Origin of the sequence: Robbsia betulipollinis, from assembly GCF_026624755.1 — a bacterium.
GTDB classification, from domain to species: domain Bacteria; phylum Pseudomonadota; class Gammaproteobacteria; order Burkholderiales; family Burkholderiaceae; genus Robbsia; species Robbsia betulipollinis.
This window is the reverse complement of record NZ_JAPMXC010000002.1, coordinates 251,990-265,543: the sequence shown is the minus strand read 5'-3', so window position 1 is coordinate 265,543 and position 13,554 is coordinate 251,990. Positions and strand designations below refer to the sequence as shown.

Sequence of the window (13,554 nt, the reverse complement as noted above, 5' to 3'; positions counted from 1 at the left end):
CCGTGCTGTCGTGTCAATCCTTCATTCTTCCGCTTGCGTCTCCGGCATCGTGGACGTGCCGGCACGCCGCGCGAGCAGTCGGTTCAGCAAGGCGCGCATCGCCGGCGCCAGTTCGCCTGCAGTGAGGCCGGCAGGCCCCACGCCGGCGATGGCGAGTTCCTCGGCTGCCCGCCCGTGTATCCAGGTGGCGGCGAGCGCGGCGTCGAACGGCGCGAGGTGCTGTGCCAGGAACGCGCCGATCACGCCGCTGAGGACATCGCCCGTGCCGCCGGTCGCCAGCCCGCTGTTGCCCGTGGGATTGATCGCGAACCGGCCATCGGGCGCCGCGATGAGCGTGCCGGAGCCTTTGAGGACGACCGTGCACGCGTAGGTACGCACCAGCCGGGTGATGGCGTCGATACGGTCCGCTTCGATGTCCCGCGTCGTGACTCCCAGCAGCCGCGCGGCCTCGCCGGGGTGGGGCGTCAGCACCAGATGCCGGCCTTGCGCCCGCACGCGTGCGGCGAGATCGGGGTCCGCGGCGATCAGGTTCAGCGCGTCGGCATCGATGATCGTGGGTAGCGCCAGCGCCAGTACGTCGCGCAATACCTGGGCCGCGTGCGCGCTTTTGCCCAGGCCGGGCCCGATCGTCAACCCGTCCATCGTGTCGAGGGCGATCGCATCCACCTGACGCATCATGATTTCGGGATGCGGCGGATCGTAGGCCGGTCCGCCCTGACCGATCAACGCGGCGTGCACGCGGCCGGCGCCGCAGTACAGCGCGGCGCGCGCCGACAGGATCGCGGCGCCGCACGTGCCGGTGTCGCCGCCGATGATCGCGACGCTGCCGAACGTGCCCTTGTTCGACGAGGCCTTGCGCCGGGGAAAAGCCGCGGCGAAGCCGTCGGGGGCGTTGAGCGCGAGAGCCGCGGGCAACGCCGCGGGGTGTCCGGTTTCGTCTTCGTCGCGCGGGGGGAGTCCCTCAGGTTCTGCCTCATGTCGTGCCGTGGGGGCCGCATCGCTGGCGGTGCTGTCGCCCGCAGCGTGGTGCACGCCGCCGTCGGCAGCGGTCGCATGCCGCAGGGTCGCGATCCGCGCGTCGTCCACGCCGAGTCGGGCAAGCGCGACGTGGCCTGCGAGATCGCGGCCAACGCCCGTGAACAGCCCGGGTTTCGCGGCGAGAAAGGTCAGCGTATGGCTGACCTCGACCGCCAGTTCGCCGCCGACGATCGTGCCGGTATCGGCATCGAGGCCGCTGGGAATATCGAGCGCGAGGACACGGGCGCCAGCGGCCGTGCGCGCGCTCAGAGTGCGCGCGAGCGAGGCGAACGGCTCGCCCAGCGCGCGGCTCAGACCGATGCCGAACAAACCATCGACCAGCCAGGCCGCCGCGGCGCACTGCGCCGGTGTCGGCGCGAGTGTTTGCAGTGGCACGCCCGCCGCACGGGCGCGTTCCAGCGCCCAGCGGCCTACCGGCCCGGTCGGCTCGCTCGGCAGGCAGACACGCGCATCGGCGCCCTGGCGGCGCAGGCTGGCCGCGGCGCACAGCGCATCGCCGCCGTTGTTTCCGGGGCCGGCAAAGAGCCAGATCGACGGCCCGGGCGCCGCGGCGGGGGACAACTGCGCGAGGAGCCAGGCGGCGGTCGCTTCGCCGGCGCGCAGCATCAGCGCATGTGGGCCGACGGTTGCGGCCGATGCCGCTTCGAGCGCGCGCAGGAGTGCGGTGCGTTCGAGCGACAGCGCCCGATCGTGGGTGTCGATCACGGCGATCGCGTCCGGTGCGATGTCGGCGGGTTCGGCGTCGGCAACGAGACGGGCGGTGCCAGAGGGGCGTAGAGACGACATGACGGCTTCCAATGAGGCAGGGATATGTTTCAACATACAACGCCTCGCGGCTTCGTGCAGCCGCACGCCGGGTTTTAAAAATATGCAACTAACAGGCATAGCTTGACCACCATAGCCATTCGGACAATCCCGCCTCCAGCCCAAGGCACTACGCGCGGCATGGCCGCACCGGCGGCGTCTAAAGGAAGCGGCCCGGCTGCATGGCTCGCGCCTGTTCGTCCGGCGCCTCGCCCCGCATCTGGTGCATGAGCCATTGCGCCGCGCCGAACGCCAGCCCCCAGCCGCGGTGGTTGCCCGCGAGCATGATGAAGACGCGATCCTCTCCGGCGTCCGTGCGGCGGCCGCGCGCGGTGGGGAGCGGGCCGACCAGCGCTTGTCCATCGGCGCCCAGCACGTGTTCGCACACGCTGGGCGCCGCGCTCAGTCGCACCACGCCGGCCACGCGATGCTCGGCGCAATCGTGCAGCAGTTCGGCGAGGCCCTCGGCCTGCCGGACCGAGAGTGTTTCGCCGCCGCGCCGGGCCAGCGCGGCGCCCACGCGCAGACGTTGCTCGAAGCGGACGATGCCGACCCCGCGCTCCGCGTCGACGAGCATCCGGCGCGGCGCGTTTTCCTCGCGCAGGATCGTGCCGGTCAGCGAGCGCGTGGCGACGTGCACGGTCGGCAGGGACAGCCCCAGGCCGGCGAGCAGCGTCGTCGTGCCGGTGCCGGCGGCGATTACCACGCGCCGCGCGTAAAGACGTTCGATGCCGTTGCTGCCGTTGCTGTCACGCCGGGCATCGCGCGGGCCTGTGTGGGACGGGGTGGCGGCCGGTAACGGGCTGGCGAAACCGATGGCGTGGACGCCGGCGAAGGCGCCGGCGGCATCGGTCGCGGCACGTGTGTCCACCCCGACCCGGCCGGCTTCGGGGTGGATCGCCACGGCCTGTCGCATCGTGTGGAAGGCGACGCCGCGTGACGCGAGCGAGGTTTTCAATTGCTTGGCCGCCAGCGCGCAATTGCCGGACAGCATGTCGTCGAAGGCCACGGCGCCCGCCAGTTCCTCGGTATGCGCGAGCGACGGCTCGGTTGCGCGGCACGCTCCCGCATCGAGCGTGCGCGATGGGAGGCCCGCCTCGCGCAACGCGGCGGCGAGCGTGCCGGCGCGTTCGAGCATGGCCTGCGTGCGAAACAGGTAGAGGCCGCCGTCGCGCGCTTCGAATTCGAGCGCGTGCGTTGTCGCAGCCGCGGTGAGCGCCCCGCGTGAAGCGCGGGAAAGCGCCGCGAGCGTTTGCCAGGCCGCGAGGCCCGCATCGTCCGCCTGCCGTTGGTGGGCCTTGCGGCGCCAGGGCAGGCCGCCGGCCTCCGGCATGCGTGGACCCGGACCGAACCAGGGATCGAACGGTGCGGGCAGCACGAGGCCGCCGTGCGCGAAAGACGCGCCCTGCGCGACGGTCGCATGCTGTTCGACGACGGCGACGGACCAGCCGGCGTTCGCCGCGGCCGTCGCGATGGCGACACCGCTGATGCCCGCGCCAATCACGATGAGGTCCAGCTGCTCCATGGGCGATACGGTCCAGACGATGAGGGAAGGCGCGCCATCATAGCGTTAAAGTCGGGAAACCGGAACGCTGGCGCCGCGTGGGCTTCGCTGCGCGGTATAATCTCGACCTCCTTTCGCACCATGCCGCGCTCCCGCGCGGTGCATCCATACCGCCCAATGGCCCACTTCTCGTGCTTTCCCGGCGCTTCGGCTCTCTCCGACTTTCGTAAGGCCCGGCTGCTCGCCACGCTCAAGGCCATCGACCCGCACATCGTCGACGTCGATGCCATCCATCTGCATTTCGTGAACAGCGACGCCGCGCTCGGCGTGGCGCAGTCCGGCGTGCTCGAGGCCCTGTTGCGCTATGGCGATCCCGCGCCCGAGCGGGTGAGCCGGCATCCCGAGACGTTCCTGGTGGTACCGCGTTTCGGCACCGTCTCGCCCTGGGCGAGCAAGGCGACGGACATCGCGCACAACTGCGGCCTGACGGCGGTGCGCCGCATCGAGCGCGGCGTCGAGTTCTCGCTGACGTTGAAATCGTCGCTGCTGGGCGGCCAGCGCCGGCTGGACGCGGCGGCGCGCGAGGCGGTGGCGAACGCGCTGCACGATCGCATGACCGAGTCGATCGCGGGCGATCGCGAGCAGGCCTACCAATTGTTCGAGGCGCTGCCGTCGGCGCCGCTGGAGCGAGTCGACCTGCTGGGTGCCGGACGCGGCGCGCTGGTCGAGGCCAATGGCGCGCTGGGGCTGGCGCTGGCGGACGACGAGATCGATTATCTGGTCGATGCCTTCCAGGGTCTGGGGCGCAATCCGAGCGACGTCGAACTGATGATGTTCGCGCAGGCGAACAGCGAGCATTGCCGCCACAAGATTTTCAACGCGAGCTGGACGATCGACGGCGAGGCGCAGGACCTGTCGCTGTTCCAGATGATCCGCAATACGCACAAGCTGCATCCGCAGGGCACCATTGTCGCGTATTCGGACAATGCCGCAGTGATGGCGGGCGGACGCATCGAGCGCTGGTATCCGCGCGGCGCCGAGCATGTCTACGCCGCAAGCGAGGAGCTCACGCATACCTTGATGAAGGTCGAGACGCACAATCACCCGACGGCGATCTCGCCGTTTCCGGGCGCATCGACCGGCGCCGGCGGCGAGATTCGCGACGAAGGCGCGACCGGGCGCGGCGCGCGTCCGAAAGCGGGCATGAGCGGGTTCTCGGTGTCGAACCTGCGCCTGCCGGACGCGGTGCGAAGCTGGGAGCGCGCGGACGACGCCGCACGGCCGTTGAGCGAACGCGCGGACGTGCCGCTGAGCGCTGCCGCGGCGGCCGGTACCCGTGGCGATGCCGCCGGCGAGGTCGCACCGCCAGCCGGTTATGGCCGGCCGGAACGCATCGCCTCGCCGTTGCAGATCATGACCGACGGTCCGCTGGGCGGCGCGGCGTTCAACAATGAATTCGGCCGGCCGAACCTCGCCGGCTACTTCCGCGTCTACGAGCAGAACGTCGGCGGCGTGGTGCGCGGCTATCACAAGCCGGTGATGATCGCGGGCGGGATCGGCAATATCGCCGACCAGCACACGCACAAAAACGCGTTGCCCGCCGGCACCCTGCTGGTCCAGATCGGCGGCCCGGGCATGCGCATCGGCATGGGCGGCGGCGCAGCCAGTTCGATGGCGACCGGCACGAACACCGCCGCGCTCGATTTCGACTCGGTGCAGCGGGGCAATCCCGAGATCCAGCGCCGCGCGCAGGAGGTCATCAACGCCTGCTGGCAACTCGGCGATGCCAATCCGATCCTGAGCATCCACGACGTGGGCGCGGGCGGTCTGTCGAATGCATTTCCGGAACTCGTCGAGGGGGCGAACCAGGGCGCGTGTTTCATGATCGACCGCATCGCGCTCGAGGAAACCGGCATGTCGCCGCGCGAGATCTGGAGCAACGAGGCGCAGGAGCGTTACGTGCTCGCGATCGCCCCGGAAAGCGCCACGCAGTTCGAGGCGATCTGCCGGCGCGAGCGCTGCCCGGCGTCCTTCGTCGGCGTGGCGACGGACGCACAGGTGCTGATGCTGGCGGAGGCGGAGCGCTTCGTCGCGGCGGATGCGGCGGCGCGCTCGGGCGTTGCCGGCCAGGCAGCGGCAGCGGCCGCCACCGATGGCGCCTCCGTGCGGGCGCGCGACGCCGACACCTCGGCGTTCGCGGTCGACATGCCGATGGACGTGCTGTTCGGCAAGGCGCCGCGGCTGCATCGCGACGTGGCGCGCCTGCCGGTCGCGCATCCGGCGCTGGCGCTCGACGACGTGACGCTGGACGCCGCCGCCTCGGCGGTGATCGCGCATCCGACGGTCGCCTGCAAGGGCTTCCTGATCACGATCGGCGACCGCACGGTGGGCGGCATGACGGTGCGCGACCAGATGGTCGGGCCCTGGCAGGTGCCGGTGGCCGACTGCGCCGTGACGACGATGGACTACCGCGGCTATCGCGGCGAGGCGATGACGATCGCCGAGCGCGCGCCGCTCGCGGTGATCGACGCGCCGGCATCCGGACGCATGGCGATCGGCGAGGCGATCCTGAACATCGCCGCCGCGCCCATCGCGGCGTTGTCCACCATCAAGCTGTCCGCGAACTGGATGGCCGCCTGCGGCACGCCGGGCGAGGACGCGGCGCTGTTCGACACGGTGCGCGCCGTCGGCATGGAGCTGTGCCCGGCGCTGGGTCTGGCGATTCCGGTCGGCAAGGATTCGCTGTCGATGCGCACGCAGTGGCGCGACGAAGAAGGCAGGAAGGAAGTCGTGGCGCCGGTGACGTTGATCGTCTCCGCCTTCGCGGCGCTCGAGGATGTGCGGGGCCATCTGACGCCGCAATTGCGCCGCACGGCCGAGGTCGGCGATACGGTGCTGATCGCGATCGATCTGGGTCGCGGCCGCAACCGGATGGCGGGCAGCATCCTCGCCCAGGTCATCCATCAGGTCGGCGATCAGGCGCCGGATCTGGACGACGCGCAGGACCTGAAGCATCTGTTCGACGCGATCCAGCGCCTGAACGCCGCCGGGCAACTGCTCGCCTATCACGACCGCTCCGACGGCGGCCTGTTCGCGGCGGTATGCGAGATGGCGTTCGCTGGGCACGTCGGCGTGTCCCTGAACGTCGACATGCTGACGCTCGACCCGGACCACGAATCCGATTTCGGCGATGCGAAGGACTGGGCGACGCAGACGTCGGGACGCCGCAACGACCGGACCCTGCGCGCTTTGTTCAACGAGGAACTGGGCGCGGTGGTACAGGTGCGCGCCACCGATCGCGACGCCGTTTTTGCGGTGCTGCGGGAGGTCGGCCTGTCCGCGTGCAGCCATGTCATCGGCAAGCCCAACGAGCGCGGCGATATCGAGATCTACCGCGACGCGAAGCGCATCTACACGTCGCCGCGCGTGAAACTGCAACGCGAGTGGACCGACGTCAGCTGGCGCATCGCGCGTCTGCGCGACAATCCGGCCTGCGCCGACGCGGAAGTCGACGCCATCGCCGACGCCGCCGACCCCGGTATTTCGGTGCATCTGAGCTTCGATCCGGCAGAGAACGTCGCCGCGCCGTTCGTCAATACGGGCGCGCGTCCCCGGGTCGCGGTGCTGCGGGAGCAGGGCGTGAACTCGCATCTGGAAATGGCCCATGCGTTCGACCGGGCCGGTTTCGAGACGCGCGATGTGCACATGAGCGACCTGATCGCGGGCCGCGCGACGCTGGCGGACTTTGCCGGCGCGGTCGCGTGCGGTGGTTTCGCGTATGGCGACGTACTGGGCGCGGGGGAGGGCTGGGCGAAGACGATCCGTTTCAACCCGGTGCTGGCCGACATGTTCGCCGCGTTCTTTGGGCGTGCGGATACGTTCGCGCTGGGCGTATGCAACGGCTGCCAGATGATGTCGAGCCTGGCGTCGATGATTCCCGGGGCCCAGGCCTGGCCGAATTTCACACGCAACAAGTCCGAACAGTTCGAGGCCCGCTTCGCGACGGTCGAGGTGCTGGCGTCGCCGTCGATCTTCCTCGACGGCATGGCCGGTTCGCGGATCCCGGTGGCGGTCTCGCATGGCGAGGGCTTCGCCGATTTCTCGAAGCAGGGCGACGCGGGGCAGGTGCTCGCGGGGTTGCGTTATGTCGACAATCACGGGCAGGCGACGGAACGCTATCCGCTGAACCCGAACGGCTCGCCAGGGGGGCTGACATCGGTGACCACGGCGGACGGGCGTTTCACGGTGATCATGCCGCACCCCGAGCGCGTCGCGCGCGCCGTGACGATGAGCTGGCATCCGCCGCAGTGGGAAGGCGACAGCCCCTGGATGCGCCTGTTCCAGAATGCCCGCCGCTGGGTGGGTTGAGGCGCTGACGGCATGCGCGCCGGTCTGGCGCGCGTGACGCCATGCAAAAAGGGACTTCGATCGAAGTCCCTTTTTGCATGAAGCGCGAAGCGCCGGCTGACTGGCCCGGCGCGCGCATCCGACCTGCGCGTGCGCCGTCCCGCTACCGTCTTACTGAATCTTCGCCTGGGCGCGCAGTTTCGCCTCGAACTGCTCGATCACCGCTTTCTGACGCTGCTGCGCCAGCTGCGCCTTGACCGCATCGAACGGTGGCGGCGGAGTCTGTCGTACGTCGTCGAGGCGGATGATATGCCAGCCGAACTGCGTGTGCACCGGCGTATCGGTGATTTCGCCTTTTTTCAGCTGCGTCGCGGCCGCGCCGAACTCCGGCACGTAGGCGCGGGGATTCGCCCAATCCAGATCCCCGCCGTTCTTCGCCGAGCCGGTATCCTTCGAGTACTGTTTCGCCAGCGCATCGAAATCGCCGCCCGCCTTGATCTTCGCGATCAAGTCCTTCGCCTGCTGTTCGTTGTCGACGAGAATATGGTGCAGATGCACTTCCTTGTCGCCGACCTGCTGGACGGCCCGCTGGTATTCGCCCTGCAATTCGGCATCCGTGATCGGGTGCGATTGCAGGTATTTCTCCAGCATGGCCCGGATCGCGACCGCCTGCGATGCCATCACCATCTGCTGCTTGACGTCCGGATCGTTGGTGACGCCTTCGCGCACGGCTTCCTGCATCAGCACTTCGCGGTTGATCAATTCCTCGCGCGCGGCCTGGCGCAGTTGCGCCGGATCGGCCTGGCCCTGTTGCGGCGGCACTGTCTTCAGCAGCGCGTCGGCACGGGCCGACGGAATCGGCGTGCCGTTGACGATGGCGACATTCTGCGCGAAAACGGGCGCGCAAACGAGCAGCGCGGCACCGGCGAGGCCGGCCCGGATCCGGGCCTGGCGGGTCTTCCTGAGAATCATCTGGCGGTCCTGGTTGCGAATTCTTCCGGCGTATGGGCGATGATCGCCAACGCATGAATGCCGTTGCGCATCGCGTCGGCGAGCGCATCATACACCAGCCGGTGGCGGGCGACCCGGCTATGGCCGGCGAACGCCGCCGACACGATCAGCAGATTGAAATGACTGCCCTCGGCCGCGCCGGCATGACCGGCATGACGGGCGCTGTCGTCCTCGACGGTGATCGCCGTCGGGCTCAGGACGGCGCGCAGGCGCGCCTCGATCCAGGGCCCGAGTGCGCCGCCGCGCGGCACGGTGCCGGCCGCGTCGTGCGTCGTCTTGTTCATCGCGTCAGTCATGTTTGAGATACCGGTTCAGCCAGAGACTCTGCGCAATCACGAACAGCACCATCAGCGCGGTGCCGCCGAACAGCTTGAAATTCACCCAAACGTCCGTCGTGAAGTGGAACGCGATGATCAGGTTCAGCACGCCCAGGACCGCGAAGAAGATCGCCCAGGCGATGTTCAGCTGACGCCATGCATGCGGTGGCAGTGTCATCTGCTTGCCCATCATCTTCTCGATCGGGTTCTTGCCGAGCAGATGCGCGATCAGCAGCCCGACGGCGAATGCCCAGTACAGGACGGTCGGCTTCCACTTGATGAAGGTCTCGTTGTGCAGGATCAGCGTGGCGCCGCCGAACACCACGACGATCGCGAAACTGACCCAGAGCATCGGGTCGACGCGGCGGTGGCGGTAGGCGGTCCAGGCGATCTGCACGACGCTGGCCGCGATCGTCACGGCCGTGGCCGCGAAAATGCCCCAGAACTTGAACGCGACGAAAAACAGGATGACCGGAAAGAGATCGAAGAGGAATTTCATTCGCTATGGGCGGCGGGTGCGTGCTGCGGGTTTAGGTTCCGGGTTCGAATTGTAACGCAGCCGAGTTGATGCAGTAGCGTTGACCGGTGGGCGCCGGACCGTCCTCGAACAGATGGCCCAGATGCGCATGGCAGACCTTGCACTGCACTTCGATGCGCAACATGCCATGCGAACGGTCGGTCTTCTCGGCGATGACTTCGCCGTTGATCGGTTTGAAATAACTCGGCCAGCCGCAACCGGCATCGAACTTGGTCGCGGATTCGAACAGCGCGGCGCCGCAGCACACGCAGTTGTACACCCCGGTTTCGGTGTGGTCCCAGTATTTGCCGGTGAACGGCCGTTCGGTCGCCGCGTGTCGCGTGACCTGATATTCGATGTCGCTCAATTGCTCGCGCCAGGCGGCATCGGGTTTTTCGACGTGGGCGGGCGGTGTCGCGGCAGGGGTTTGGGGGGCGTGATCGGTCATGCAGGTGACTCCTTGTGGGTCCACGTCCGGTGAACCGTTGGAAGAAACGGGGTATCCGCCTTTCCGCGACGGCGAAAAGCGCGGGCCCCTGAAAGTGCCAGGCGCCGTCTAGGACGAACAGCTCACCTCGAGCGACGTCGCCCAGTCCGGCGGCAGTGCCGCATAGGCCGCGTTTTCGGGCTGCTCGTCGAAGGGACGGCGCAATACCGCGAGCAGGCGGCGGGTTTCGCTGAAATCCTTGTCCCGGGCGGCGCGAATCGCCACTTCGGCGAGGTGGTTGCGCAGTACGAAACGTGGATTGACGCGATGCATCGCCGCGCGCCGGGTCGCGTCGTCGCGCCCTTCGCGCGCCAGACGCGCCCGATAGTCCGTCAGCCACGCGTCGAAACCCGCGCGGTCGAGAAACAGGTCGCGCGCCGCGGCACGGTCCACGCCATCCGCTGCATCGTCCGTTGCGTGGCCCGTCGCGTTGTCCGTCGCGTTGTCCGTCGCGTTGTCCGTCGCGTTGTCCGTATCGATCGCGGTTGCCGCGTCCACCGATATGTTGGCCAGTCTCCGGAAAGTCAAGGTGAAGTCCGCGCGATTCGCATGCATCAATTGCAACAGACGGTCGATCAGCGCGGTGTCGTCCGCGGCCACGGTCGTCAGGCCCAGCTTGGCCCGCATCAAACCGGCGAACTGCTCCGCGTAGCGCGGCTTGAACGGCTCCAGCGCGGCCTTCGTCTGTTCGATCGACGCGCGCGCGGCGTCGCTGTCGGCGTCCGGCTGCGCGTCGCCGGCGCGCGGCGCGGCGATCAGCGGCAAGAGCGCCTGTGCCAGGCAGAACAGGTTCCAATGCGCGACCTGCGGCTGGTTCTGGTACGAATAGCGGCCCTGCTGGTCGGTGTGGTTGCAGATATGCTTGGCGTCGAACCCGTCGAGGAAGCCGAACGGGCCATAGTCGATCGTCAGTCCCAGGATCGACATATTGTCGGTGTTCATCACGCCGTGGCAAAAACCGACCGCCTGCCAGCGGGCGATCAGATCGGCGGTCTTCACGCTGACCGCGCGCAACAGCGCGAGGTAGGGATTCGGCGCGTCGCGCAATTCCGGATAGGCGCGGGCGATCACGTGATCGGCCAGCTGGCGCAGGGCGTCATGTTGCCCGGTCGACCAGAAATGCTCGAAATGACCGAAACGCACCAGGCTGGGTGCGTAGCGCGTGACGATCGCCGCGGTTTCGAGCGTTTCGCGTCGCACCGGCAGGTCCGAGCCGATCACGCATAACGCCCGCGTGGTGGGGATGCCGAGTGCGTCCATAGCCTCCGAACAGAGGAATTCGCGAATCGACGAACGTAGCACTGCCCGCCCGTCGCCCATACGCGAGTAGGGCGTCATGCCGCTGCCCTTGAGTTGCACCTCGAGACGGCGGCCGTCGGGCGCGGTGAGTTCGCCCAGCGACACCGCCCGGCCGTCGCCCAGTTGCCCGGCCCAGTTGCCGAATTGATGACCGGAATACACGCTGGCGAAGGGCAGGTCCACCGTGCCGTCGGCCGCGGGCGGTGCACCGGCTCCGGCGAAACGCTGCACGAAAGCAGGATCGCTCGCGGCATCGGGGGCGAAGCCGCAGTCCCGCAGTGCATCTTCCGAGGCGCAGACGAGATAGGGGTCCGGGAGCGCCTGGGCGGGCAGACGGGTATGAAAGACGCTGCCGAGTTCGGCGAAGCCTCCGGCGAGCCGGGAGGAAATCGGAACCTGCATGTCGGAGGGGTCGGCCCGATCACGTGCCGGGAGCGTCGGAAGGGACATGGTGCGGCCTGGTGGCAAAGCGGAAAACGCCGGGCGCCCCATGCCGGGAAACGCGCCGGATACCTCCGTGCGGCTTTCCCCGCCTGTGGCGCCGGAACACAGGCCCTATTCTAAGGCGGGATGGCGATCGGCGCTGCCGCGCGCCATCCCGGGGCCTTACCAGACGTCCTTCGGCAGGCGCGCGCTCAGGCCCGGCAGGGTGTGGCGGTCGAAGACGGGCGCGCGCACGCCGCATCCCCGCTGCCGCCGGTAGTCCCGCCACGCGCCGCACGCATGCCGGCTCAGCAGCAGAATCGCGACCAGATTGATGATCGCCATGATGCCGGCGCTTGAATCGGCGAGGTCCCAGACCAGCGGCAAGCTCGCGACCGAGCCGAAAATCACCATGCCCAGCAAGCCGACCCGGAACAGGTGCAGGACGATGGGCCGGCCGCAGATGAACTGGATATTGCTCTCCGCGTAGGCATAGTTGCCGATGATCGCCGAGAAAGCGAATAGCGTGACGGTCAGCGCGAACAGCGCGCTGCCCCAGGGTCCGATGTGCACGTTCATGGCCGCGTGCACCAGGGCCGCGCCCTGCATGCCCGCCCCCGGTTCGTAGAGGCCGGACAACAGGATGAGCGACGCGGTTGCCGTGCACACCACCAGGGTGTCGAAGACCACGCCCAGCATTTGCAGCAGACCCTGTTCGGCCGGATGGCGCGCGCTCGCGGTCGCCGCGGCGTTCGGCGCGGAGCCCATCCCGGCCTCGTTGGAGAACAGTCCGCGCTTGATGCCGTTGAGGAGCGCCGACTGGACCGCGACGCCGGCGAGACCGCCGGCCGCCTGGCCGAGGCCGAAAGCGTGATCGACGATCATCCGGAGGACGCCGGGCAGGGCCGCGGCATGCGCGCACATCACGTAGCCGGCCAGTCCCAGATACAGCAGTGCATTGAAGGGCACCAGACGCGCCGCCACGGGCGCGACGCGCCCGATACCGCCGAAGATGACGGCCCCGACCACGGCGGCGAGTCCCACGCCGACCAGCAGCGGCGACCAGCCGAACGCGGTGTGCAGGGTCTCGGCCATCGACTTCGCCTGGACCGCGTTGAACACGAATCCGAAGGCGACGATCAGCGCGACCGAGAACAGCAGGCCGAAGGGCCGCGAACCGAGTCCGAGATGGATGTAGTAGCCCGGCCCGCCGCGAAACCCGTGGGGGCCGGCGCGGATCTTGAAGATTTGTGCAAGCGTCGCTTCGGCGAAGGCCGAGGACATGCTCAGGATGGCCACGACCCACATCCAGAAGATCGCGCCCGGTCCGCCCAGCGTCAGCGCCACCGCCACGCCGATGATATTGCCGGTGCCCACGCGGCTGGCGACGCCGATCGCGAATGCCTGGTAGGGGCTGATGCCCGGCTGGCTTCCGGGGCGCAGCATCAGCCCCAGTGCCGCGCGCATGCCGCGCACCTGGACGCAGCCGGTGCGCAGGGTGAAGAGAGTGCCCGCGCCCACCAGGAGATAAATCAGCAGCTGGTTCCAGAGCGTGGCGTTGATGCCGATGATGATGCGATGCAGGACCTCGTTCATGGAAAACCTGTAGTGTCGGGCAGGGGGCGACGCCGGCCGGGACGGGCGCGGCCGGCGCGCGTGGCGAATGAGACAAGCGGCATATTGTGTCGGTGATTCGACCCGCCGGAACGGCACGATCGGAAAATGAGGCGAGTCTTACGTGCCGCGCATGTGCCGCCCGAGCGTTCTCGGTGCGCAATATTGATGGGATAATGCGGCCAGCGCCGCG

9 protein-coding genes are annotated in these 13,554 nt (G+C 68.6%); 1 reads left to right on the top strand and 8 read right to left on the bottom strand.

What is annotated here, in order from left to right; all coding sequences use genetic code 11:
- Window positions 1-21: 21 nt before the first annotated feature.
- Both OVY01_RS12955 and OVY01_RS12950 read right to left on the bottom strand, forming a co-directional pair.
- Window positions 22-1,824 carry an NAD(P)H-hydrate dehydratase gene (locus tag OVY01_RS12955; protein WP_267848003.1) on the bottom strand — a complete coding sequence of 601 codons (1,803 nt, stop codon included), beginning with the start codon at window positions 1,822-1,824 and terminating at the stop codon, window positions 22-24.
- Window positions 1,825-2,002: 178 nt separating this feature from the next.
- On the bottom strand, window positions 2,003-3,367 hold the full coding sequence (locus OVY01_RS12950) for an NAD(P)/FAD-dependent oxidoreductase (RefSeq protein WP_267848002.1): 1,365 nt from the start codon (window positions 3,365-3,367) through the stop codon (window positions 2,003-2,005).
- 156 nt (window positions 3,368-3,523) lie between these two features.
- On the opposite strand from OVY01_RS12950, the gene purL reads away from it, so the two are divergent.
- Window positions 3,524-7,714, top strand: coding sequence for a phosphoribosylformylglycinamidine synthase (gene purL, locus OVY01_RS12945; RefSeq protein WP_267848001.1), 4,191 nt, complete (start codon window positions 3,524-3,526; stop codon window positions 7,712-7,714).
- A gap of 150 nt (window positions 7,715-7,864) precedes the next feature.
- On the opposite strand, the gene OVY01_RS12940 is transcribed toward purL, so the two are convergent.
- From OVY01_RS12940 to OVY01_RS12915, 6 genes are all read right to left on the bottom strand, one after another.
- Window positions 7,865-8,665: a peptidylprolyl isomerase gene (locus OVY01_RS12940; RefSeq protein ID WP_267848000.1), complete on the bottom strand. Its 801-nt coding sequence runs from the start codon at window positions 8,663-8,665 to the stop codon at window positions 7,865-7,867.
- The gene (locus OVY01_RS12935; RefSeq protein ID WP_267847999.1) at window positions 8,662-9,000 is read right to left on the bottom strand and encodes a BolA family protein; all 339 of its coding nucleotides are present in this window, start codon (window positions 8,998-9,000) and stop codon (window positions 8,662-8,664) included. The genes OVY01_RS12940 and OVY01_RS12935 overlap by 4 nt, the downstream gene beginning before the upstream one ends.
- The gene (locus OVY01_RS12930; RefSeq protein ID WP_267847998.1) at window positions 8,993-9,520 is read right to left on the bottom strand and encodes a septation protein A; all 528 of its coding nucleotides are present in this window, start codon (window positions 9,518-9,520) and stop codon (window positions 8,993-8,995) included. Before OVY01_RS12930 ends, OVY01_RS12935 begins: the two co-directional genes overlap by 8 nt.
- Window positions 9,521-9,551: 31 nt before the next feature.
- Window positions 9,552-9,986, bottom strand: coding sequence for a peptide-methionine (R)-S-oxide reductase MsrB (msrB, locus tag OVY01_RS12925; RefSeq protein ID WP_267847997.1), 435 nt, complete (start codon window positions 9,984-9,986; stop codon window positions 9,552-9,554).
- Between the two features lie 108 nt (window positions 9,987-10,094).
- A complete protein-coding gene (locus tag OVY01_RS12920; RefSeq protein WP_432422241.1) occupies window positions 10,095-11,774 on the bottom strand; it encodes a protein adenylyltransferase SelO in 1,680 nt (559 codons plus the stop codon).
- Between the two features lie 156 nt (window positions 11,775-11,930).
- Complete coding sequence (locus OVY01_RS12915; protein ID WP_267847996.1) at window positions 11,931-13,343, bottom strand: alanine/glycine:cation symporter family protein; 1,413 nt, start codon at window positions 13,341-13,343, stop codon at window positions 11,931-11,933.
- Window positions 13,344-13,554 lie beyond the last annotated feature (211 nt).

Coding starts and splice junctions, on each gene's coding strand:
- OVY01_RS12955 (WP_267848003.1), bottom strand. CDS start 1,824: ATGTCGTCTCTACGCCCCTCTGGCACCGCCCGTCTCGTTGCCGACGCC.
- OVY01_RS12950 (WP_267848002.1), bottom strand. CDS start 3,367: ATGGAGCAGCTGGACCTCATCGTGATTGGCGCGGGCATCAGCGGTGTC.
- purL (WP_267848001.1), top strand. CDS start 3,524: ATGGCCCACTTCTCGTGCTTTCCCGGCGCTTCGGCTCTCTCCGACTTT.
- OVY01_RS12940 (WP_267848000.1), bottom strand. CDS start 8,665: ATGATTCTCAGGAAGACCCGCCAGGCCCGGATCCGGGCCGGCCTCGCC.
- OVY01_RS12935 (WP_267847999.1), bottom strand. CDS start 9,000: ATGACTGACGCGATGAACAAGACGACGCACGACGCGGCCGGCACCGTG.
- OVY01_RS12930 (WP_267847998.1), bottom strand. CDS start 9,520: ATGAAATTCCTCTTCGATCTCTTTCCGGTCATCCTGTTTTTCGTCGCG.
- msrB (WP_267847997.1), bottom strand. CDS start 9,986: ATGACCGATCACGCCCCCCAAACCCCTGCCGCGACACCGCCCGCCCAC.
- OVY01_RS12920 (WP_432422241.1), bottom strand. CDS start 11,774: ATGTCCCTTCCGACGCTCCCGGCACGTGATCGGGCCGACCCCTCCGAC.
- OVY01_RS12915 (WP_267847996.1), bottom strand. CDS start 13,343: ATGAACGAGGTCCTGCATCGCATCATCATCGGCATCAACGCCACGCTC.